At 67.2% G+C, this 23,259-nt stretch carries 17 protein-coding genes and 1 pseudogene; 12 read left to right on the top strand and 6 right to left on the bottom strand.

What is annotated here, in order from left to right:
* Positions 1 to 292 precede the first annotated feature (292 nt).
* Positions 293 to 1,531: a cytochrome P450 gene (locus tag AC5Y4S_RS08830; protein ID WP_500032258.1), complete on the bottom strand. Its 1,239-nt coding sequence runs from the start codon at positions 1,529 to 1,531 to the stop codon at positions 293 to 295.
* A 277-nt stretch (positions 1,532 to 1,808) separates the two neighbouring features.
* Here AC5Y4S_RS08830 and AC5Y4S_RS08825 point away from each other — a divergent pair, with 277 nt between their 5' ends.
* Both AC5Y4S_RS08825 and AC5Y4S_RS08820 read left to right on the top strand, forming a co-directional pair.
* Positions 1,809 to 5,090, top strand: a complete 3,282-nt coding sequence (locus AC5Y4S_RS08825) for a helix-turn-helix transcriptional regulator (protein ID WP_500033274.1) — start codon at positions 1,809 to 1,811, stop codon at positions 5,088 to 5,090.
* A 166-nt stretch (positions 5,091 to 5,256) separates the two neighbouring features.
* Positions 5,257 to 5,439, top strand: a pseudogene (locus AC5Y4S_RS08820) (transposase); the annotation flags it as partial.
* Positions 5,440 to 5,557: 118 nt separating this feature from the next.
* On the opposite strand, the gene AC5Y4S_RS08815 reads toward AC5Y4S_RS08820, so the two are convergent.
* From AC5Y4S_RS08815 to AC5Y4S_RS08805, 3 genes are all read right to left on the bottom strand, one after another.
* A complete protein-coding gene (locus AC5Y4S_RS08815; protein WP_500032257.1) occupies positions 5,558 to 7,330 on the bottom strand; it encodes a PE family protein in 1,773 nt (590 codons plus the stop codon).
* 136 nt (positions 7,331 to 7,466) lie between these two features.
* A complete protein-coding gene (locus AC5Y4S_RS08810) occupies positions 7,467 to 8,084 on the bottom strand; it encodes a methyltransferase family protein (protein WP_500032256.1) in 618 nt (205 codons plus the stop codon).
* 40 nt (positions 8,085 to 8,124) lie between these two features.
* Positions 8,125 to 9,084 carry a ribokinase gene (locus AC5Y4S_RS08805; RefSeq protein WP_500032255.1) on the bottom strand — a complete coding sequence of 320 codons (960 nt, stop codon included), beginning with the start codon at positions 9,082 to 9,084 and terminating at the stop codon, positions 8,125 to 8,127.
* A 122-nt stretch (positions 9,085 to 9,206) separates the two neighbouring features.
* Between AC5Y4S_RS08805 and AC5Y4S_RS08800 the strand changes: the two genes are divergently transcribed.
* From AC5Y4S_RS08800 to AC5Y4S_RS08755, 10 genes are all read left to right on the top strand, one after another.
* On the top strand, positions 9,207 to 11,405 hold the full coding sequence (locus AC5Y4S_RS08800) for an adenylate/guanylate cyclase domain-containing protein (RefSeq protein WP_500033273.1): 2,199 nt from the start codon (positions 9,207 to 9,209) through the stop codon (positions 11,403 to 11,405).
* Complete coding sequence (locus AC5Y4S_RS08795; RefSeq protein WP_500032254.1) at positions 11,405 to 12,808, top strand: mechanosensitive ion channel domain-containing protein; 1,404 nt, start codon at positions 11,405 to 11,407, stop codon at positions 12,806 to 12,808. The genes AC5Y4S_RS08800 and AC5Y4S_RS08795 overlap by 1 nt, the downstream gene beginning before the upstream one ends.
* A gap of 46 nt (positions 12,809 to 12,854) precedes the next feature.
* The gene (locus tag AC5Y4S_RS08790; RefSeq protein ID WP_500032253.1) at positions 12,855 to 14,102 is read left to right on the top strand and encodes a glutamate-5-semialdehyde dehydrogenase; all 1,248 of its coding nucleotides are present in this window, start codon (positions 12,855 to 12,857) and stop codon (positions 14,100 to 14,102) included.
* Between the two features lie 28 nt (positions 14,103 to 14,130).
* The gene (locus AC5Y4S_RS08785; protein WP_068139761.1) at positions 14,131 to 15,006 is read left to right on the top strand and encodes an AAA family ATPase; all 876 of its coding nucleotides are present in this window, start codon (positions 14,131 to 14,133) and stop codon (positions 15,004 to 15,006) included.
* The gene (locus AC5Y4S_RS08780) at positions 15,006 to 16,451 is read left to right on the top strand and encodes a vWA domain-containing protein (protein WP_500032252.1); all 1,446 of its coding nucleotides are present in this window, start codon (positions 15,006 to 15,008) and stop codon (positions 16,449 to 16,451) included. The genes AC5Y4S_RS08785 and AC5Y4S_RS08780 overlap by 1 nt, the downstream gene beginning before the upstream one ends.
* A 66-nt stretch (positions 16,452 to 16,517) precedes the next feature.
* On the top strand, positions 16,518 to 17,177 hold the full coding sequence (nadD, locus tag AC5Y4S_RS08775) for a nicotinate-nucleotide adenylyltransferase (protein WP_500032251.1): 660 nt from the start codon (positions 16,518 to 16,520) through the stop codon (positions 17,175 to 17,177).
* Positions 17,174 to 17,569 carry a ribosome silencing factor gene (gene rsfS, locus AC5Y4S_RS08770; RefSeq protein WP_500032250.1) on the top strand — a complete coding sequence of 132 codons (396 nt, stop codon included), beginning with the start codon at positions 17,174 to 17,176 and terminating at the stop codon, positions 17,567 to 17,569. Before nadD ends, rsfS begins: the two co-directional genes overlap by 4 nt.
* Complete coding sequence (gene gpgP / locus AC5Y4S_RS08765) at positions 17,566 to 18,240, top strand: glucosyl-3-phosphoglycerate phosphatase (RefSeq protein ID WP_068177196.1); 675 nt, start codon at positions 17,566 to 17,568, stop codon at positions 18,238 to 18,240. Before rsfS ends, gpgP begins: the two co-directional genes overlap by 4 nt.
* On the top strand, positions 18,230 to 18,973 hold the full coding sequence (gene octT / locus AC5Y4S_RS08760; RefSeq protein ID WP_500032249.1) for a diglucosylglycerate octanoyltransferase: 744 nt from the start codon (positions 18,230 to 18,232) through the stop codon (positions 18,971 to 18,973). The genes gpgP and octT overlap by 11 nt, the downstream gene beginning before the upstream one ends.
* 55 nt (positions 18,974 to 19,028) lie before the next feature.
* Entirely contained in the window at positions 19,029 to 19,865 is an 837-nt protein-coding gene (locus AC5Y4S_RS08755; RefSeq protein WP_500032248.1) for a DegV family protein, read from the top strand.
* Here AC5Y4S_RS08755 and AC5Y4S_RS08750 read toward each other — a convergent pair.
* Together AC5Y4S_RS08750 and AC5Y4S_RS08745 are read right to left on the bottom strand one after the other, a co-directional pair.
* Positions 19,848 to 22,769, bottom strand: a complete 2,922-nt coding sequence (locus AC5Y4S_RS08750; protein ID WP_500032247.1) for an MMPL/RND family transporter — start codon at positions 22,767 to 22,769, stop codon at positions 19,848 to 19,850. The two genes, AC5Y4S_RS08755 and AC5Y4S_RS08750, sit on opposite strands and share 18 nt — an antisense overlap.
* A complete protein-coding gene (locus AC5Y4S_RS08745) occupies positions 22,766 to 23,203 on the bottom strand; it encodes an MmpS family transport accessory protein (protein ID WP_068107905.1) in 438 nt (145 codons plus the stop codon). The genes AC5Y4S_RS08750 and AC5Y4S_RS08745 overlap by 4 nt, the downstream gene beginning before the upstream one ends.
* Positions 23,204 to 23,259 lie beyond the last annotated feature (56 nt).

Raw genomic sequence — 23,259 nt, 5'->3', positions numbered from 1 at the left:
GGCTTGGTGGGTTGAGCATTCGGGTTCCTACACTCGCCCACCAACGCGTCGGGTGACCCGTATCTGGGCGTCCGCCGTGCGGTGCAGTTGACACGTCGTGCGCCCGATGGAATTGGGGATAACTCTGATTGATGGCAGCGGGAGGAGCAAGCAGTCGGCAGCCGTCGACGTTGACATGATCGGAAGTGAAGTGGGGCAAACCGCTGCGGGCGCTAGTTGCATCCATTAGGTGCTGTCGGTGGACGCAGCTGTGGCGCGCCAGAACGACTTCAGCTGTTGGGTCAGCGTTGGCTTAGCAGGTGGAGTTGAATGCGATCGGCAGGGTGGTGGGTCCTCCCAGCGCTGAGACTGGTTTCCATGGGGCTGGACCGGTGCGACGGGCGTTGGGCATGCGCTGTGTCATGACCGCGAGGGCTTGGGTCAATTCGAGGCGCGCGAGATTGGCTCCGAGGCAGTAGTGCACGCCGCTGCCGAATGTCTGGATCGGCGGGGCGCCCCGGCGCCTGAGGTCGAGGCGGTCGGGGTCGGCGCAGACGGCGGGATCCCGGTTGGCTGCACCGGTATTGACGACAACGATCGTGCCGGCGGCGATTTTCACGCCCGCGAGTTCGACATCCTCAACGGCCGTGCGTAACGTGACGAACGTCATCGGCGAATGGCGGATGAGCTCCTCAACGGCATCGGCGGCCAGCTCTGGATGCCGGCTCAGCAACGCCCACTGGTCGGGGTGATCGCACAGGACGTGCACGGCCGCACTCAATTGGAGGCGGGTGGTGTCGGTGCCCGCTAACAACAGGCCAGCGACAAGCATGCGCAGTTCGTCGCCGCTAAGGCGGTCGCCGTCGTCTTCGGCGCGGATCAACTCGGAGATCAGGTCGTCGGTCAAGCCACGGCGACGATGCGCAACCATGTCGTCGATGTAGGCGTCCAGGGCGTCCCAAGCGGTCAGGATGTCCGGCGTGGCCTTGGCCGCATCCCAGCTGAAGGCCTTCAAGATGTCATCGGTCCAGTCGGAGAACAGTTCCCAGTCTTCCGGTGGCGCGCCGAGTAGCGAGCAGATCACCGGAATCGGGTATTGGCGGGCGATGTCGGTGACCACGTCGCAATGCCCGCGGGCGCTGACGCTGTCCACCAGGCCGGTGATGACGTCGACGATCGTCGTACGTAGCCGGGCCGTCGCCTTGGGTGTGAAGGCCCTACTTACCAGCCGGCGCAGCCGGTGGTGGTCGTCGCCGTCGAGGCTGATGATGTTGGCGGCGACGCGGTCCCATAACGGGCCCGAGGTGATGCCTTGGGCGGCAAGGAACATCCCTTGCGGTACCCGGAAGCGGGAGTCGCGCAGCACCGTGTGCACGAGCTCGTAGGTCAGCAGCTCAGGGCCGTATGGGCCGATTGCCATCGGCGCCTTCGTGCGGGCGGCGCTGATGATGGCGTGCGCGTCGTCGGGGTGCTGAGCACGTTGGTAATCGATCGTGGGCAGCCCGGCATCGAAGACACTCGGGCAGCTCGATCCATCAACGGTCACGGTCATGGGTGGTCCTCCTCGGTCGGGTGGCCTGAATTTCACTGACTCGACCGTGGCGTTTTTGCAGCGTCAGATCATCGGGGAGAACTCGTAACTGAACGGGGCGGGCGGGGTCGGCACGCGTCGCCTGGTGTTTTTGCCCAGCATTGCCGCGCTGGCGGCGGCACGCTGTGTTCACCGAATCGACTGCTCAGTGCCGTTGGGATACGGGATTTCCCTGATGTTTGCGGCTCGTTGCCCCGAGATGCTGGCTAGCATGACCGAAACTGATCCACGCGCGGCGATGCCGCCGGTGAACTGGAGTGAGTTGGGCGTGGGCGAGCTGCCAACCGGGACGGTGACGCTGCTGCTCGCCGATATCGAGGGCTCGACGGGGTTGTGGGACACCCAAGCGGAGGCGATGACGGCCGCCATCGAACGCCTGGACCGCACGCTGGCCGAGCTGCTCGCCGTGCACGGCGGGGTGCGGCCGGTCGAGCAGGGTGAGGGCGACAGCTTCGTGGTCGCGTTCGCCCGGGCGACCGAGGCCACGGCGTGCGCCTTGGAGTTGCAGCGGGCGCCGCTGGCTCCGATCCGGTTGCGCATCGGCGTGCACACCGGCGAGGTGCAATTGCGCGACGAGAGCAACTATGTCGGGCCGACCATCAATCGGACGGCGCGGCTGCGCGACCTGGCCCACGGCGGCCAGACGGTGCTCTCGGGTACCACCGAGGATTTGGTCGTCGATGCGCTTCCGCCTAACGCATGGCTGACCGATCTCGGCCGCCACGAACTGCGCGGTGTTGCCCGTCCCGAACGGGTGGCGCAGCTGTGTCACCCCGACATCCGCAACGAGTTTCCGCCGCTACGGGCGCCCAAACCCGTTGCCGCGGAACGGTTGCCGACGCAGCTCACGAGCTTCATCGGCCGCAACGCGCAGATCAACGATGTGCGTCAGATTCTCGCGGCGAATCGGTTGGTGACCTTGACCGGGGCGGGCGGCGTGGGTAAGACCCGGCTGGCCATCCAGGTAGCAGGCCAGGTAGCCACCGAGTTTGGCGACGGCGCATGGTATGTCGACCTTGCCCCGATTACCGATCCCGACCTGGTGGCGGTCGCGATGGCAAACGCCCTCGGCCAGGCGGATCAGCCGGGTCGGTCCAGCACCGACACGCTCACGCGGGCCGTGGGCGCGCGTCGCATGTTGGTGGTGCTGGACAACTGTGAGCACGTGTTGGAGGCGGTTGCGGCGCTGACCAGCTCGCTGCTGCGCGCCTGCCCGGAACTAACGCTGTTGGCGACCAGTCGTGAGCCGATCGGGGTGGCCGGCGAGGTGACCTGGCAGGTGCCGTCGCTGTCGTTGGACGACGAGGCCATCGAGCTGTTCGTTGACCGGGCGCGCCTGGTGCGACCCGCTTTCACGGTCAGCGGCGAAGAGATTGACGCGGTGCGGGAGATCTGCCGTCGCCTCGATGGCATCCCGCTGGCCATCGAACTGGCCGCGGCCCGAGTGCGGGCGTTGTCGCTACAGGAGATCGTCGGCAGCCTGCACGACCGCTTCCGCCTGTTGACCGGTGGCGGGCGCACCGCCGTGCGCCGCCAGCAAACGTTGCGGGCCTCGGTCGACTGGTCGCACGCATTGCTGGCCGAGCCCGAGCGGGTGTTGTTTCGCCGGCTCGCGGTGTTCCTGGGTGGATTCGACCTCGCGGCAGCCCGCGCCGTCGCCGCCGACACCGAGGTCGAGCGCTACCAGGTGCTCGATCAGCTCACGCTGCTGGTGGACAAATCGCTCGTGGTGGCCGAAGACCGACACGGTCGGACGCGCTACCGGCTGCTGGAGACGGTGCGCCAGTACGCTCTGGAAAAGCTCGGCGAATCCGGCGAGGCCGACGACGTGCGTAGCCGGCACCGCGACCACTACACCTCCCTGGGCGCCCTGCTCGGCACCCCAGGGCAAGCTGGCCGCGAGGCGCGTATCGAGCAGGCTGAAGCCGAGATCGACAACTTGCGTGCCGCGTTCGCGTGGAGTCGCGAAAACTCCGACATCGAGCTCGCATTGCAGCTCGTGTCGTCGCTGCAGCCGCTGTGGCTAGGGCGGGGCCGCATCCAGGAAGGGCTGGGCTGGTTCGACGCCGTCCTCAGCGACGACACCGCGCACGGCATCGAGGTCGCGGCCGGGGTACGGGCGCGGGCGCTGGCCGACAAGGCCGCGCTCGCAACCCAGGTCGTCGCCGTCGACCTCGATCAGGCCGAAGAAGCCCTGGCGATCGCGCGGGAGATTGGCGACTCGGCCCTGGTGGCCCGGGCGCTGACCGCCTGCGGAGGTATCGCCGTCTTCAACACCGAGGTGGCCGCCCGCTACCTCGCTGAGGCAAGCGAACTGGCCCGGGGCCTCGGCGACCGAGGGATGTTGAGCGAGATCCTCGGCTTTCAGGCGTACGCCGCGTGGATCGCGGGTGACCCGATCGCGGCGCGCGCGGCCGGTGAAGAGGGGCGCGACCTCGCCGACGCGATCGGTGACCGGCCGGCCGCGTTTCGCTGTCGCTGGTCCCTCGGTTTGGCACTATGGATCCAGGGCAAGCTGGCCGGCGCCCTCGCGCAGTTGCGGGAGGCGGCTGCCGACGCTGAGACCAATCACGACGTGGTCGGCAGGGCGGCCATGCTGTTCTGCCAGGGCCAGGCGTTGGCGTACCAGGGTGACACGACGGCGGCCCGAGCCGCGGCCGCCGCGGCGATCGACGCCGCCGCCGATATTGGGGGGTTCCTCGAGGGCTTTACCTACGCGGCGTTGGCTGTCGCGACTCTGGCGGCGGGGGACGTAGCAGCCGCGGCCGATGCGAGCGAGGCGGCCTCGCAGCGGATGAGTGCCGAGCTGGGGGTAGTGAATGTCAACCCGATAGCGCAGGTTGCGCTGGCGCGGGGTGATCTGGTCGCGGCGCGCCGCTGGGCCGATGATGCCGTCTCGATGATGCGGGGCTGGCATCTAGCGGTGGCGCTGACGACGCGTGCGCGCGTTGCGATCGCACGAGGTGAGCCGGAACTGGCCGAACGTGACGCCCACGACGCACTCTCCTGCGCAGCCGGCGTCGAGGCACACCTGGGCATTCCGGATGCCCTGGAGTGCCTGGGTGCGCTGGCCGGCGCTGCCGAGAGCCACCGCGAAGCGGCACGGCTGTTCGGCGCAGCGGACGCCCTCCGGCAACGCATCGGCGCCGTCCGGTTCAAGATCTATGACGCCGAGCACGACGCCGCGGTCGCCACGCTTCGTAATGCATTGGGCGAAGCCGACTTCGAGTCCGCATGGGCCGAGGGTGCAGAACTGTCCGCCGACGAAGCGATCGCCTACGCCCAGCGCGGCCGTGGCGAGCGCAGACGACCCACCAGCGGCTGGGCATCGCTGACCCCCACCGAGCTCGACGTCGTCAAGCTCATCAGTGAGGGCTTGGGAAACAAAGATATCGCCACAAGGCTTTTCATCTCACCACGCACCGTCGAAACCCACCTCACCCACGTCTACACCAAGCTCGGCCTGGCCTCGCGCCTCCAACTTGCCCAAGAGGCAGCGCGTCAAATCGGCTATTCATGAAGGTAGTTCAGTTACCGGCAGATTTCCGCGTGACCGTATCGTGTCGTCGGGCTGAGGCGGGGTGTCGGTGGGTGACGACGCAGGCTCCTACGCGCTGTTTCACGAACACCTGCGAGGTGACCCTTGCCTGAGGCTACTTCCATCACGGTCACCGCGTCCGGGATGGCGCCGCCGCGATGACATCCTGGCGTTCTTCGACCACCACGCCTCCAACGGACCGACCGAAGCCATCAACGGACGCCTGGAAGCACTACGCCGCAACGCCTTAGGGTTCCGCAACCTTGCCCACTACCGATGGCGCTCACTACTGCACAGCGGTGCACTCCACTCACTCGTGAATGCACTCTGAATTACGAAGAGCCGTATTCTTTACGTGCCGATCGTCTGGCATCGGGCCAAGTCGCCTGTCTGGGACTGTTCTCTGGGGCCGTCATCGTGGTAGCTCAAGCCCTGACGTCGGGCTCCGGCTAGGGGTTGAGCGGGTCTGTCGTGCCGGTGAAGTCGGCGACGATCGAGGTGGCGGCGTGCTCGATAACTCGGAATTCGAACCCGGTCGCCAGCGTCACCAGCGCCGTGTCGGCGGCGACGGGAGCGCCCAGCGCATAGACGAGCCCGCCGACAGGATCACCATCGAACGCTTGCTTGACGCCGCTTAAGAAGAGGTTGATGTCGTAGGACGGCATGGAGATCGTAAGCGCATTCGCGATGTCGGCCGTCGGAAGCAAAGTCGCGTAGGCGTCGGAGGCTGCGCCCGAGACCGCGGTGGCCAGATAGCTGTTCGTGCCCTGAAGGGCACCGATAACGCTGTCTGGTGAGGTGAGGACGGACATGACCCCGGCGAGCGCGCCGGTTCCGCCGGTTCCGCCAGCTCCCACTGTGGACGCGAGGCTGGGCAGTGACAAGGTTGAGAACGACGCACCTGCCGAGGCGGCCTCTGCGCTGATGTCACTAATGAACGAGTTCAATCCTTGCTGGGTTCCGGTGCCAAGGGCCTGGAGCACCGTGACGGGGCTGACTGGTGGAATGACCCCGAAGCCGGTTGGGACGTTGGGCGGGTCGGGCGACCAGCCCTGGGTGGTGCTGCCGTAGCCCAAGTCGACGATGACTCTCAAATCGGGTTGGATCAGGTCGGCGACAGGATTTCCTATGACCGGAATTGCCCGCACGGGGTCCAACAGCGGCAGGTTCGCCGTGGGATAGATGTAATAGTCGGTCAGCGTGGGTCCCGCCGTGTTCGTCAACTGAAGTGCGGTGGTCGGGTCCATGTAGGGATATTGGCCGTGCAACTCGATGATGCCGAAGAAAGCGTTGACATCTGACACGACGTCGAGCGGGTATCGCGGGAAGTCGGCGAAACCGTCGTACTCGATCGTGAAGATCTTGGTAGGGAACGAATTGTCCGGAGTCGCCAGGCCGAACGTCAAGCCCAGACTAGGCAGGCTCAATCCCGGGAAACGAGTAAGCAATCCGCCGTTGGGATTGCTCACATCACCGACGAGTGTGAAGTTCAGCGTCACCCCCGGCGGCAGATTGCTACCGCCCGGGGTGTTCGTGGGGTTGAGCGCGATCATTTCCTGGGATACGACGTTCGCGCTCTGCGAGTAGCCGAAGACGTTGATCTGGGTGGCCCCGGAGGCGATTGTCGACTGGATCGCGTTGTTGAGGATCAGGACGCCGCGCGCAGCCGACACGTCGAAGGTCAAATCCTTGATGCCGGTGAGCGGATACAGCCCCTCGGGCGTGGCGATGCCGACATTGGTGCCGCTCATGCCCGGATTCCACAATTGGTCGAGATATATCTGCGGAAGCAACGTTACGTATTCCGGGATCTGCCACGGTATCGGGTAGCCGCTGGCACCCAAGATCAAGTTGGTGATGCCGGCGGCGGGGGTGGCCGTACCCCCGCCGAGAAGCGACGGGAACGGCGCGGTGATCTCGTTGAGCGTGGCCGACACGGCGTTCGCCACCTCTGCCTCGGCGTAGGCAAGTCCGGAACCGCGCAGTAGCTGGACAAATTGACCTTGGAATGACGACGCCTGCGCGACTGCCGCGTGATACTGCGTGGCGTACGTGTTGAACGCTGTCGCAGTGGCCGCTGACACTTCGTCGCCAGCCGCTGCGATCAGCGAGCTCGTTGGACCAGCCGCCGCCGAACTGGCGTCTCCGACCACCGAGCGAATCCGCGAAACCTCTATCGCCGCCGCGGCCATTGCATCCGGTTGTGTGACCAAATACGTCATCGATCGATCCTTGCCTCGGTGTGGTTGTGATTTTCACTGAAGATCTTCCGACACGCCATTCCCGCGCGCTTGCGGGCGCGGCTTTGTCCCCGAACGCGTCAAGACATCGGGGCGATCGCTGAACAGCCACGCCACGCTAACGAATGAGGCCGACCCCGGGGACGAATCGCCCGACACTGCCGGCGTAGGCGCGGTAGGCGTCGCCATGCGCCCGCAGCAGGTACGGTTCCTCGACTTGGCGGACCTGCAACTCGATCGTGGCGACGAGCAGGAAAAGACCCGCGAACGCAACGACATTCGGCGTCACCAGCGCGATGCCGAGGCCGAAGGTGAACATGGCGGAGTAGATCGGGTTGCGAATGCGGCCGAACACGCCGGTGTGCACCAGCGTCGTGGTCTCCGTCGTGTCCACCCCGATCCGCCAGGAATCACCCATTTCGAGTTGCGCATATACCGTCGCCGCGATCCCGGCCGTTGCCACCACGATGCCGATGGCCTGAACCCAGGCCTCGTCCAGCATGCCGACGGGTTCAACGACCCTGGCCTCCTGCAGGATTGGGGCGCTGACCGCCACCGCCAGCGCGGCGACGAAGCCGACGCCGGCCAGCCGTTCCAACGCCCCTCCGGTGCGGATACCGCGAAAGCCGGTCGAGCCGGTCCGCCGGTATTGCAGCCAACTGCGCCAGCCGAATCCGAGCAGTCCGAATATCGCGAAGAGCACCAAGGCCATGTCGGCGGCGGCTGTCGCCGGCATGCAGGCTCCCATGACCGCAGGCATCGCAGGCGAGGGTACATCAACGGCTTTGGTCGGGAAAAGCGTCCCGCGCCGCGGCGTCGATCGCGTCGGCGCCAGGCGCGCAGTCGCCGGCGCCGGGCACCAGGGTCGCCAGCGCGCCCGCCGCGCATGCCCGCCGCAGCGCGGCCAGGCGCTCGGCCTTCGGGGCTGGGTTCGCGCCCTTGCCGAGCGGCCAACTCGCCGCCAGCACCCCGGCGAACACGTCGCCCGCGCCGGTGGTGTCCACGGCGTCGACCGGCGGTGCCGGCACGACGAAGTCACCGTCCTCGCCCACGTAGCGCGCGCCGTGCGCACCCAGGGTGATCACCAAGTGGCTTGGCCGCCACGGCCAGTGTTCGGCCTCGGCTTCGTTGGCGATCACCACGTCCGCGGCGGCCGCCAGCTCGGCCAGTCCATCTCGGTCGTGGCCGGCCGGTGAGGCGTTGACGACGACCGTCGCACCCGCCGAGCGGGCGTGGAGCGCAGCCGCCACCGCCGTCGGCACCGGAATCTCCAACTGCGTCAACAGCACAAAGCAGCCGGCGATCGCTTCGCGGGCTTGGGCGCCTCCCAGCGTCAGCCGACCATTGGCGCCCGGCGCGACGACGATGGTGTTCTCGGCGCCGGCATCGACCACGATGACGGCGGTACCGCTGGGCCCCGAAACCTCGATCGTCCCGTCGAGCCCAACGCGGTTGGCCCGCAGGTGGGCCCGCAACCGTGCGGCGGCGCCGTCGTCGCCGAGCGCGCCGACGAACTGCACGTGCGCGCCCGCGCGCGCCGCCGCCACGGCCTGGTTGGCGCCCTTGCCGCCGGGCGCGGAGGTCAGCGACGAGGCCAGCACCGTCTCGCCCGGCCGCGGCAGGGCGTCGACGTCGAACGTCAGGTCCATGTTCACGCTGCCGACCACGCAGACCCGCGCCATGTTGCCGACGTTAGTCGGGCCGAATTGGGCACCCAATGGCCGTGGCCGGCGCATTGACGCTGATCCTTTTTCGGCAATCCCCAATATCGTGATGTCCGCGCGTTAGTCTGCAGCGTGATCGGTGCTCAACCCGGTCGGAAGGAGGGGAAAGGCAAATGACGTTGACCGAGCCGAAAATGGCCGAACCGGCGTCTGAAAACCCGCCGGAAACCGCTCCCGAATCCGTATCGCCCGAAAAGCCGCGCCACGGTCCGCGCCGGCCTTTGGTGTGGCACCGCTTCCGCTTCGGCATCCAGTCCAAGATCCTCATCGCGATGCTCCTCTCGGGCATCCTCGGAGTGTCGGTGATTGGACTCATCGGCGCGATATCCGGCCGCAACGCGCTGCGGCAGGTCGAGTCCGAGCGGTTGATCGAGTTGCGGGAGTCGCAGAAGAGGCAGGTGCAGGCGCTGTTCCGGGAGGTGACGAACTCCCTGATCGTCTACAGCGGCGGATTCAGCATCAACGAGGCCACGACGTCGCTCACCGCGGGCTTCGAGCAGTTGGCCAACGCGACGATCAGCCCGGCCCAGCAGCAGGCGCTGGTCAACTACTACGAGAACCAGATGATTGCGCCGATCAAAAAGTTGACCGGCGACTCGATCGATCTCAATGCGGTCCTGCCGACTTCCCCGGCGCAGAAGTACGTGCAGGCGTACTACACCGCGCCGCCGAGACCGACCGCCGACTCGCTTCCGGTCGAGGACGCCGGCGACGGGAGCGCATGGACGGCGGCCAATGCGCGCTTCGATTTCTACATGCGCGGTATCGTCACCCGCTTCGATTATCGCGACGCCCTGCTGCTGGACATGCAGGGCAACGTCATCTATTCGGTCCGCAAGGGCCCCGACCTCGGAACGAATATCCTGACCGGTCCCTATCGGGAATCGAATTTGAAGGACGCCTACCAGAAGGCGCTGCGCTCCAACGATGTGGATTTCGTCTGGATCACCGACTTTCAGCCGTATCAGCCGGCGCTCGATGCACCCAACGCGTGGGTGGTCTCGCCGGTTGGGATGAACGGCAAGATGGTTGGTGTCATGGCCTTCCCGGTGCCGATCGCGAAGATCAACAACATCATGACCGCGGGCAGACACTGGGAAGCCGCCGGCATGGGCGCGGCGACCGAGACCTATCTGGCTGGCCCTGACGGCCTGATGCGTTCGGATTCGCGCGAATTCCTGCAGGACCCGCAGCAATACAAGCGGGACGCGATCGACGCCGGTACCGCGCCCGAAGTCGTGGAAAAGGCGATCCGGTTGGGCGGCACGACGCTGGTGCAGCCGGTTGTGACCGCGGGCTTTCGCGCTGCGCAGCGCGGGGAGTCGGGCACCATGAGCGCCACCGATTACCTGGGTAACAAGGAACTGGAAGCCTATGCGCCACTGGATATTCCCGATTCCAACCTGCACTGGTCGATCCTGGCCACGCGCGACGACTCGGACGCTTTCGCGCGGCTGGGCAGGTTCAGCAAGACGCTCGTGATCGCGGTGACCACGCTGGTGTTCGTCATCAGCGTCGCCTCGATGCTGATCGCCGGGACGGCGATGCGGCCGGTCCGGCGTCTGGAGGAGGGCACTCGCAAGATCAGCTCCGGCGACTACGACGTCAACATTCCGGTGATGGCGCGCGACGAAATCGGCGACCTCACTGCGGCTTTCAACGAGATGAGCCGGAATCTCGCGATCAAGGAAGAGCTCCTCAACGAGCAGCGCAACGAAAACAACCGCCTGCTGCTGGCGCTGATGCCGGAGTCGCTCGTCCAGCGGTATCGCGAGGGTGAGGCGACCATCGCCCAGAAGCACCAGGACGTCGCGATCATCTTCGCCGACATCGCCGGGCTGGACGAGCTGTCCAACGAGCTGTCCGGCGACGAACTGGTCGGGATCGTCGACGAGCTGTTCCGGCAGTTCGATTCGGCCGCGGAAACCCTTGGCGTCGAACGGATCCGCACCTTCCACAACGGTTACCTCGCCACCTGCGGCGTGATCACGCCACGGTTGGACAGCATTCACCGAACCGTTGACTTCGCCGTCGAGATGCGCCGCATCATCGAGCGGTTCAACAGCCAGAGCGGCCACGACTTGGGCCTTCGGGTCGGCATCAACACCGGAAACGTCATCAGCGGGCTGGTGGGCCGATCGAGCCTCGTCTACGACATGTGGGGCGCCGCGGTGAGCCTGGCCTCCCAGATGCACAGGGGCGCACCGCAGCCCGGCATCTATGTCAGCACCCCGGTGTACGAGGCGATGCGCGACGTGCGGCAGTTCACGCCCGCGGGCACGATTTCGGTGGGGGGAACCGAGCAGGCCATGTATCGGTTGTCGGAGCGATGATGAACGCCTGGAACTCCTCGTGGTTCTACTGGGCGATCGGCATCTCGATCGGGTTTCCGGTCGGTCTGATTTTTCTTACCGAGCTGCACCACACGCTGGTCCGCCGGAACAGCCGCGTCGCCAGGCAGGTTGGCCTGCTGCGCAATTACCTGCTGCCCCTCGTCGCGCTCTTGCTGCTGCTCGTCAAGGCGTCGCAGATTCCCGCCGGGGAGGTCCCGGTGCGGCTCCTCACCACGGTTTTCGGCTTCCTGGTGCTGGTGCTGATGCTGTCCGGGCTCAACGCCACCGTGTTCGAGGGCGCGCCCGAAGAGAGCTGGCGGGCGCGGATGCCCGCCATCTTCCTCGACGTCGCGCGTTTCGCGATGATCGGTGTCGGGCTGGTTCTGATCCTGTCGTATATCTGGGGGGTCCGGGTCGGCGGCCTGTTCACCGCGCTGGGCGTCACGTCGGTCGTCATCGGCCTGATGCTGCAGAACTCCGTCGGCCAGATCGTGTCCGGCTTGTTCATGCTCTTCGAGCAGCCGTTCCGGATCAACGATTGGCTGGACACCGGCACCGCGAAGGGGCGCGTCGTCGAGGTGAACTGGCGGGCCGTGCACATCGATACCGGCAGCGGAATGCGGGTCACGCCCAACTCGGTGCTGGCTACCACGGCGTTCACCAACCTGAGCCGGCCGGCGGGCACCCACAAGCTGGCCATGACGACCACGTTTTCGTCCGCCGACCCGCCCGACCGGGTATGCGCCATGCTGACGCGCGTGGCCCTCGGTCTGCCGCAGCTGAAGGCCGACACGGTGCCCCGCTCGGTACCCGTCGGCGGCGGCGAATACCGCACCTCCATCGGGCTGACCTCGCCTGCGGACGACGGCGCGGCGAAAGCGACCTTCCTGCGCTGGGTCTGGTACGCGGCACGGCGCGAAGACCTGCACCTGGACAACAGCGACGATGACTACTCAACACCCGAACGCGTGGAGAAGGCGCTGCGCACGGTGGTGGCGCCGGCGTTGCGGCTGAACGCCGACGAACAACGCTCGCTGCATTCGTGCGCGAAACTCGTCCGCTACGGTGCGGACGAAACCGTGGAGTACGCCGGGCAGATTCCGGGCGGGATGACGTTCCTGGTCGAGGGCCGCGTGCAGCTGACCGCGATGGCCGACGACGGATCGATCGTCCCGATCAGCACGCTGCTCGAGGGCTCGTTCCTCGGGCTGACCGCGCTGACCCGGCAGCCGAACATGGCGAGCGCGTACGCGCTCGACGAGGTGACCGCGCTGGAGATCGACCGCGAACACATCGAGCACCTCGTGATGCGTGAACCGTTGCTGCTACAGAACTTCGGCCACATCCTCGAAGAGCGGCAAAGCAAAGTGCGGCAGGCGCGGCGCGGCGAGCGGGTCGCGTGAGCCGCCCGCTCTGACCTGGCCCGCTAAGGACCGTTACCCTGGATAAATGAGTCTGCAAGCTCCGACGCGCCCCGACTTGCGCCGGGAGGTCCACGACGCCGCGCGCCGCGCCCGGGTCGCCGCCCGCGCGCTGGCGTTGTTGCCGACCGTCGCCAAGGACGCGGCGCTGCAGTCGGCCGCCGACGCCATAGGCGCCCACACCGAGCGGATCCTGGCGGCCAACGCCGAAGACCTCGACGCCGCCCGGGCCGCAGGCACGCCGGCCGCGATGCTCGACCGGTTGGCCCTGGACCGCAAGCGCGTCGAGGGAATCGCCGCCGGCCTGCGCCAGGTCGCCGGGTTGCCCGACCCCGTCGGCGAGGTGCTGCGCGGCTACACCCTGCCCAACGGGCTGCACCTGCGCCAGCAGCGGGTCCCGCTCGGCGTGGTCGGCATGATCTACGAGGGTCGGCCGAACGTGACGGTGGACGCGTTCGGGCTGGCGCTCAAGTCGGGCAACGCGGTGCTGCTGCGCGGCAGCTCGTCGGCGGCGAAGTCCAATCAGGCCCTCGTCGACGTGCTGCGCGGGTCGCTGGTCAGCGAGGACCTGCCCGCCGACGCGGTTCAGCTGCTGTCGGCCGCCGATCGATCCACGGTGACCCACCTGATCCAGGCGCGCGGACTGGTCGACGTGGTGATCCCGCGCGGCGGAGCGAGCCTGATCGACGCGGTGGTGCGCGACGCCCGGGTGCCCACCATCGAGACCGGTGTCGGCAACTGCCACGTGTACGTGCACGAGTCCGCCGACCTCGACGTGGCGGAACGGATCCTGCTGAACTCCAAGACCCGTCGGCCCAGCGTCTGCAACGCCGCCGAGACGCTGCTGGTTGACGCCGCGATCGCGGGGACGGCCATGCCCAGGCTGGTCGGCGCCCTGCAGGACGCGGGCGTGACGGTTCACCTCGACGCGGGTGAGGACGACCTGCGCCGCGAATACCTGTCGATGGACATCGCGGTGGCCGTCGTCGACGGCGTCGACGCGGCGATCGCCCACATCAACGAGTACGGCACCGGGCACACCGAGGCCATCGTGACGACGAATATGGCTGCGGCTCAACGGTTTAGCGACGGAGTGGACGCGGCCGCGGTGATGGTCAACGCTTCGACGGCCTTCACCGACGGCGAGCAGTTCGGGTTTGGCGCCGAGATCGGCATCTCCACGCAGAAGCTGCATGCGCGCGGCCCGATGGGGTTGCCGGAACTGACCTCGACCAAGTGGATCGCGTGGGGAGACGGGCAGACCCGCCCGGCCTGACGTCCAAAGCCTTAGGAGAACTGACATCGTGAGTGTGCCCGCCCGGCCGGCGCCGCTGTTCGCCGACATCGACGACGTCTCGCGGCGGTTGGCCGAGACCGGCTACCTACCCGACACCGCCACCGCGACGGCCGTATTCCTGGCCGACCGGCTCGGTAAGCCGCTGTTGGTGGAGGGTCCCGCCGGCGTCGGCAAGACCGAGCTGGCCCGCGCCGTCGCCCAGGCCACCGGCTCGGGCCTGGTGCGCCTGCAGTGCTACGAGGGCGTCGACGAGGCCCGCGCGCTCTACGAGTGGAACCACGCCAAGCAGATCCTGCGGATCCAGGCCGGCTCCGGGGACTGGGATCAAACCAAGGACGACGTGTTCAGCGAGGAGTTCTTGCTTTCGCGGCCGCTGCTGACCGCCATCCGGCGCAGCGAGCCGACCGTGCTGCTGATCGACGAGACGGACAAGGCCGACATCGAGATCGAGGGTCTGCTGCTCGAGGTGCTGTCCGACTTCGCCGTGACCGTGCCCGAACTGGGCACGATCGTCGCCGAGCGGGCGCCGTTCGTCCTGTTGACGTCCAACGCCACCCGGGAACTGTCCGAGGCGCTCAAGCGGCGCTGCCTGTTCCTGCACATCGACTTCCCGAGCCCCGACCTGGAGCGGCGCATCCTGTTGTCCCGGGTTCCCGACCTGCCGGCGCACCTGGCCGAGGAATTGGTGCGCATCATCGGGGTGCTGCGCGGAATGCAGCTGAAGAAGGTGCCGTCCATCGCCGAGACCATCGACTGGGGCCGCACGCTGCTTGCGTTGGGCCTGGACACCATCGACGACGCGGTGGTCGCCGCCACGCTCGGCGTGGTACTCAAGCATCAATCCGACCAGCAACGCGCCGCGGGAGAACTGAGGCTCAACTGATGGCCGCCCGCCGCATCCGCCCCAGCCGCCCGCTCGCCCCGCACGGGCTGCCGGGCCACCTGGTCGGTTTCGTGGAAGCGCTTCGCGCGCAAGGCATTTCGGTGGGTCCGTCGGAGACGGTGGACGCCGGGCGGGTGATGGCCACCCTCGGCCTGGCCGATCGTGAGGTGTTGCGGGAGGGGATCGCCTGCGCCGTGTTGCGCCGCCCCGACCACCGCGAAACCTACGACGCCATGTTCGACCTGTGGTTCCCCGCCGCGCTGGGCGCCCGCGCGGTGGTCACCGAGGAGGAGGCCGGCGAGGCGCAGGACGGCGCCCTGCCGCCCGACGACGTCGAGGCGATGCGCCAGATGCTGCTGGACCTGCTCACCGAAAACCCCGAACTGGCCGACATGGACGAGCGTCTCGTCGCGATGATCGCCCGGATCGTGGAGGCCTACGGCAAATACAGTTCCAGCCGCGGACCGTCGTTCTCGTCGTATCAGGCGCTCAAGGCGATGGCGCTGGACGAATTGGAGGGCAAGCTGCTGGCGGGACTGCTCGCGCCGTACGGCGACGAGCCCACGCCCACCCAGGAGCAGATCGCCAAAGCGCTAGCGGCCCAGCGGATCACGCAGCTGCGCAAGATGGTCGACGCCGAGACCAAGCGGCGCACCGCCGAGCAGTTAGGCCGCGACCACGTCCAGATGTACGGCATCCCACAGCTTTCGGAGAACGTCGAGTTCCTGCGCGCATCCGGCGAGCAGCTGCGCCAGATGCAACGGGTGGTGGCGCCGCTGGCCCGCACCCTGGCGACCCGGTTGGCCGCGCGCCGGCGGCGCTCCCGCGCCGGGACCATCGACCTGCGCAAGACGCTGCGCAAGTCCATGTCCACCGGCGGGGTGCCGATCGACGTGGTGCTGGCCAAGCCCCGCCCGGCCCGGCCGGAACTGGTTGTGCTGTGCGATGTCTCGGGCTCGGTCGCCGGGTTCAGCCACTTCACCCTGCTGCTGGTGCACGCCCTGCGGCAGCAGTTTTCCCGGGTTCGGGTCTTCGCGTTCATCGACACGACCGACGAGGTGACCCACATGTTCGGCCCGGAAGCCGACCTGGCCGTGGCGATCCAGCGGATCACCCGCGAGGCCGGCGTGTACAGCCGCGACGGGCACTCCGACTACGGCAACGCGTTCGTCTCGTTCCTGCAGGCCCACCCCAACGCGCTGTCGCCGCGCAGCTCGCTGCTGGTGCTCGGCGACGGGCGCACCAACTACCGCGACCCGGCCATCGACGTGCTCGTCGACATGGTGACCGCCAGCCGCCACGCGCACTGGCTCAACCCCGAACCGAAGCACCTGTGGGGCAGCGGCGACTCGGCGGTGCCGCGCTACCAAGAGGTCATCACGATGCACGAATGCCGGTCCGCCAAGCAGTTGGCGGCGGTGATCGACCAGCTGCTGCCGGTGTAGACGGCCCGCCGGGGCCGCTAGCTGGGGAATCGGTGCCGCCGTTGAGCTCAAGTAAGCTGGCAAATCGTGCAAAAGCAGCTTCGCCGGCTCGGGGTGATGGGTGGGACGTTCGACCCCATCCATTACGGCCACCTGGTGGCCGCCAGCGAGGTCGCCGACCTGTTCGACCTGGACCAGGTGGTCTTCGTGCCCAGCGGCCAGCCCTGGCAGAAGAGCCGGCAGGTTTCCGCCGCCGAGGACCGTTATCTGATGACCGTGATCGCGACCGCGTCCAACCCGCGGTTCTCGGTGAGCCGGGTCGACATCGACCGCGGCGGGCCCACCTACACCCGCGACACGCTGGCCGACCTGCACGCCCTCAACCCCGAATCGCAGCTCTACTTCATCACCGGCGCGGACGCGCTCGAGTCGATCCTGTCGTGGCAGGGCTGGGAGGAGCTCTTCGGGTTGGCGCGCTTCATCGGCGTCAGCCGTCCCGGATATGAGCTGCGCCGCGAACACGTCACCGGCGTCCTGGGCGAGCTCACCGAGGACGCGCTGACCCTGGTGGAGATTCCGGCGCTTGCGATCTCGTCGACCGACTGCCGCCAGCGCGCCAAGGAGGGCCGCCCGCTGTGGTACCTGATGCCCGACGGTGTGGTGCAATACGTGTCGAAGCGTCGCCTGTACCGCACGGCCGAAGCCACTACGCGCCCAACGACATTCGCGGCGGGAAATAACACATGAGCGCCACCCAGGAAGCCATCGACATGGCCACCGTGGCGGCTGGCGCGGCCGCCTCGAAACTGGCCGACGACGTACTCATCATCGACGTCTCGGGTCAGCTGGTGATCACGGATTGCTTCGTCATCGCCTCGGCGTCCAACGAGCGCCAGGTCAACGCCATCGTCGACGAGGTCGAAGAGAAAATGCGCAAGGCGGGCTACCGCCCGGCGCGGCGCGAGGGCGCCCGGGAAGGCCGCTGGACGCTGCTCGACTACCGCGACATCGTCGTGCACATCCAGCACCAGGACGACCGGAACTTCTACGCGCTGGACCGGCTGTGGGGCGACTGCCCGGTGATCTCGGTGGATCTCGACGACCCGGAAGGTCCTGCAGACTCGGCGAGCGCGCGATGAGGATCCGCCGCCTGGTGATGCTCCGGCACGGCCAAACCGACTTCAACGCCGGCAGCCGGATGCAGGGACAGCTGGACTCCGCGCTCACCGAACTCGGTCGCGCCCAGGCGGTCGCCGCCGCCGAAGTGCTGGGCAAGCTGCCGCCGTTGCTGATCGTTTCGTCCGACCTGCATCGCGCCTACGACACCGCGGTCACGCTCGGGGAGCGGACCGGGTTGACGGTCCGGGTGGACCCCCGGTTGCGCGAGACTCATTTGGGCGACTGGCAGGGGCTGACGCACACCGAGGTCGACGCGCAGGCCCCCGGCGCGCGGCTGGCCTGGCGCGACGACGCCAGGTGGGCGCCGCACGGCGGGGAAAGCAGGGTCGACGTGGCCGCGCGAAGCGTGCCGGTGGTCGCCGAGCTGGTGGCCGGCGAGCCGGAATGGGGTGACCCCGACGGGCCGGACCGACCCGTGGTGCTGGTGGCGCACGGGGGTCTTATCGCCGCCCTGTCCGCCGCTTTGCTCAAGCTGCCGGTCGACAACTGGCCGATGCTGGGCGGCATGGGCAACGCCAGTTGGGCTCAACTGAGCGGGCATGCCGGTGACTCGGATGTCGATTTCGGCAGCATCCGGTGGCGCCTGGATGTGTGGAACGCTTCTGCTCAGGTCGCCAACGATGTCCTCTGACGCGCGGGCGAGGCCCACCCTGTTGGTGTTCGCCGACTCCCTGTCCTATTACGGGCCCACCGGCGGCTTGCCCGCCGACGACCCGCGCATCTGGCCCAATATCGTTGCCACCCAACTGGGTTGGGACGTGGAACTGATCGGGCGCATCGGCTGGACTTGCCGCGATGTCTGGTGGGCGGCGACGCAGGACCCGCGGGCCTGGGCGGCGCTGCCCCGGGCGGGTGCGGTGATCTTCGCGACCGGCGGGATGGATTCGCTGCCCTCGGTGCTGCCGACCGCGGTGCGCGAGCTGATCCGCTACGTGCGGCCGCCGTGGCTGCGGCGCTGGGTCCGCGACGGCTACGCGTGGCTGCAGCCCCGGCTCTCGCCGGTGGCCCGGTCGGCGCTGCCGCCGCACCTGAGCGCCGAATACCTCGAACAGACCCGCGGTGCAATCGATTTCAACCGTCCGGGCATTCCAATCGTGGCGTCGCTGCCGTCGGTGCACGTCGCCGAAACGTACGGCAAGGCCCACCACGGCCGCGCGGGGACGGTGGCTGCGATCACGGAATGGGCGCAGCAGCACGACATTCCTCTGGTGGATCTCAAAGCCGCTGTGGCCGACGAGGTTATGAGTGGACGCGGCAATCCCGACGGCATCCATTGGAATTTCGAAGCCCATCAGGCGGTCGCCGAGTTGATGCTCAAGGCACTGGCGGAAGCCGGCATTGCCAACGAGAAGCCGCGCGGCTAGCTATGGCCCGCGCCGGCGACGATGCAGAGCGTAGCGATGAGGAGGAGTGGCGCGCATGGCAGTTGTGGTGGTGACCGATGCGTCGTCGCGCCTGCCCGCCGATCTGCTCGAAAAGTGGGCCATCCGGGTGGTTCCGTTGCACATCCTGCTCGATGGCCGCGACCTACGCGACGGCGTGGACGACATCCCCGACGACATCTACAAGCAGCACGCGACCACCGCGGCGGCCACCCCGGCCGAACTGGCCAACGCCTATCAGCAGGCGCTGGCCGACAGCGACGGTGACGGCGTGGTCGCGGTGCACCTTTCCTCGGCGCTGTCCGGAACCTACGGCGCCGCCCAACGGACCGCGGCCGACCTCGACGCGAACGTGCGCGTCGTCGACTCGCGCTCGGCCGCAATGGGAACCGGGTTCGTGGCGCTGGCCGCCGCCCGCGCCGCGGCCGATGGCGGCGATCTGGGCGCCGTCGCGGGCGCAGCCACTTCGGCGGTGTCGCGCGGCCACGCGTTCGTGGTGGTGCACCGGCTGGACAACCTGCGTCGCAGCGGGCGCATCGGCGGGGCCACGGCGTGGCTGGGGACCGCGCTGGCGCTCAAGCCGCTGTTGCGCATCGATGACGGCAAACTCGTTCTCGCCCAACGGGTGCGGACCGTGACCGCCGCGACCGCGGCGATGATCGACCGGGTGTGCGAGGTCGTCGGCGAGAACTCCGCGGCCCTGGCGGTGCAACACGTGGCCAACCCGGAGGGGGCGGACGAGGTGGCGGCGGAGCTGGCGCGGCGGCTGCCCGCCTGCGAGCCGGCGATCGTCAGCCCGTTGGGGCCGGTGCTCGGGCTGCACGTCGGCCCGGGGGCCGTCGCGGTGTGCCTGGACTTAGCTCCTGGCGCCTGAGGCCACCGGTGCCGCCACGGCGGGGGGACGACCGTAGTCACCGCGCGGATGCACGACGAGCGGCCACCAGAACCAGCGACCGAGCAGGGTGGCGATCGACGGCATCAGCAGCGTGCGCACGATCAGGGTGTCGAGCAGCAGGCCGATGCATACCGTGGACCCGAACTGCCCGAGCACGCGTAGCTCGCTGCCGAGCATCGCCGCCATGGTGAAGGCGAACACCAGGCCTGCGGCCGTCACCACCCCACCGGTGCCGGCCATCGAGCGGATGATCCCCGTCTTGAGCCCGTGATGGATTTCCTCTTTGAACCGCGACACCAGCAGCAGGTTGTAGTCAGATCCGACGGCCAGCAGGATGATGACCGACAGCGCCATCACGATCCAGTGGATTCTGATGCCGAACAGGTCCTGCCAAATCAGCACCGACAGCCCGAATGATGCGGCGATCGAACTGGCCGCGGTGCCGACGATCACCAGCGCGGCAACCACGCTCCGGGTGAGCAGCAGCATGATCATGAAGATCAGCGTCAGGGCCGACACGACGGCGATCATCAGGTCGTATTTCTCGCCGTCGGCCATGTCCCGGAACGTCGCGGCGGTTCCGCCGAGATACACCCGGGCATCCGACAGCGACGACTGTTTCAATGCCTCCTGCGCGGCGGTGCGTTCGGCGTCGACCCGTGCGATGCCCTCGGGACTCATCGGATCGCCCTGGTGGGTGATGAAGAACCGGGCCGACTTGCCGTCCGGCGACAGGAACATGCGAAGGCCCGTCTGGAAATCGGGGTTGTCGAAGGCCTCCGGCGGCAGGTAGAAGAAATCGTCGTTCTTGGACTGATCGAAGCTTTGCCCCATCACGATGGCGGTGTTGCTCATCGCCTCCATCTGATCGATCATCGCCTTGAACGTTTGGTAGAGCGTCAGCGTGATGCCCCTGGTGTTCTTCAGCGTCGAGATCAGCACGGGGAACAGCGCATTCAGGTCGTGGGTGGCCTTGGCGGTGTGCGCGATATCGGCGGTGAGGTAGTGGAACTGCTCGGCGAGCTGGTCGAAGCCGTCGAACGTGTCGAAGAGGGACCGTATGCCGATGCACAACGGGATGTCGTAGCAGTGCCTCTCCCAGTAGAAGTAGCTACGTACCGGCCGGAAGGTGTCGTCGAAATCCGCGATGTGGTCGCGCAACTTGTCGGTGATCTGCGACGTCACCTCGGTGGTCTTCGCGCTGTCGTCGGCGGCGTTGGCCAAATCCAGCGACACCTCGTACTGGCGTTGCGTGGTGTCGATCTGGGTCTGTAGATCGTCGGCCATCCTCAGGATGTCGGCAATGCGGTCCTTGAGGAAGCTCATGTTCTGCATCGTCGTCTGGCTCTGGATGCTGTTCTGGAACGGAATCGAGCTGTGCTGGATCGGGATTCCCAGCGGCCGGGTGATGTCCTGGACCATGGCGATGCCCGGCGTGCGCATCTCGTTCTTCGCCACCCGGTCCAACACCAGCATGTCGGCCGGGTTTCGCATGTCGTGGTCGGACTCGACCATCAGCAGGTCGGGGTTCATTCGCGCCTCGGAGAAATGCCGGTTCGCGGCCTCTTGCCCTTGATTGGACGGGGCCGACAACGGCAGGTAATGGCGGTCGTTGTAGCTCGTGTGGTAGCTCGGCAGGGCGATCATGCCGACCAGCACGACCGCGCCGCTGACGGCCAAAATTGGTGCGGGCCAACGCACTACCGCGGTGCCGACCCGCCGCCACAGCCGGCCGCGCTTGGCCTGCCTTTCGAAGAAGTGGAAGCGGCTGCCGACGAACACCACGGCGGGCCCCAGGCTCAGTCCGGCCGCGACCACGACCAGCATGCCGATCGCCACGGGTGCGCCCATGGTGTTGAACCAGGGCAACCGCGAAAAGCTCAGGCAATAGGTCGCGCCGGCGATCGTCAGGCCCGAACCCAGGACGACGGGAGCAACACCCTTGAATGTGGTGTAGTACGCGCTTTCTCGATCCTCACCGGCGGCGAGCGCTTCTTGGTAGCGGCCGACGAGGAAGATGCCGTAGTCGGTCCCGGCGGCGATCGCCAGCATGGTGAGGATGTTCGCGGCGAAGGTGGTGAGCCCGAATGCGTTGTGATACGCCAGAACCGCGACGACCCCCCGCGCACACGCCAGGGCGACAAAGGTCATGAACAGCTGGAGCAGCGTGGTGACGATGGACCGGTAGACCAGCAGCAACATGATCGCGATGGCGCCCAGCGTGAACAGGGTGATCTTGGCCAGGCTGGCGTTGCCGATGATGTGCATGTCGTCGGACAGCGCGGCGGGACCGGTGACGTAGGCCTTCACGCCGGGTGGCGCCTTGTTCTCCTCGATCACCTTGCGGACCGCGTCCACGGACTCGTTGGCCTGCGTGGTGCCCTGATTACCGGCGAGGTTTATCTGCACATAGGCGGCCTTGGCGTCGGCGCTTTGTGCCCCGGCCGCGGTCAGCCGGTCCCCCCAGAAGTCCTGGATGTGCTGGATGTGCTTGGAATCCTGCCGCAGTTGGCGAATGACGTTGTCGTAGTAGTGGTGCGCGTCGGGGCCGAGGGGTTGTTGGCCCTCCAGCACGATCATGACGGTGCTGTTGGAGTCGAATTCGCGGAAGTTGTGGCCCATCCGCATCATGGCCTTCATCGACGGCGCGTCCAGCGGGGCCATCGGCGCCGAATGCGCCTCGCCGACTTTTTCCAGCGTGGGGACGATGACGTTCACCAACACGGTGATGGCCACCCAGCCCAGAATGATCGGTATCGCGAAGATTCGGATCGCGTGGGGCAAATAGGGACGGTGGCCGCGATCCGCCATGCTGGGCTTGGTCGTGATCGGACCCGTATCCGCCGTGCTCGCGTCGCGCTCTGCCTTATGGATGTCGGTCATGCGGACTTCACCAGGCAGAAGGTCTGGGCGTTATGGCCGTCGGAATTCTGGCTGTCGCGGACGACGCCGTCCACGCTGATCTTGCAGCTGATTCGGCTGCCGTCGCTTTGCGCCATGATGTTGGCGCTCACCGAGGGAAGCGTGGTGGAGATGGTGGTCGACCAGGGCAGCGGCGCGTTGTTGATCTGGTGGGTGTTGGCGTTCTCGTCCCAGTAGTTGATGTTCGCGGTGGATCCGGGCGGCCCGGAGATGTCGTAGACGACGACCTTCGGATTGAACTGCACGATCTCGATCCCCTTGCCGGCATTCGCGTTGAGGTCCTGGGACCCGAAAATCTTGTGTAGCCGCGAGACCACCAAGGCCGAGACGGCGAGCACGACCACCAATACCAGAGGAATCCACGCTCGCCTGAGCGCCCGGGTAAGGGCCTTCACCTTGACCGCCTTCCGCTCGCCCCTTGCGGATCACCGCCGTCGCCGACAACACCCGT

This window comes from Mycobacterium sp. NGS64, from assembly GCF_059812245.1.
This window is presented reverse-complemented; position numbering and strand designations above follow the sequence as displayed.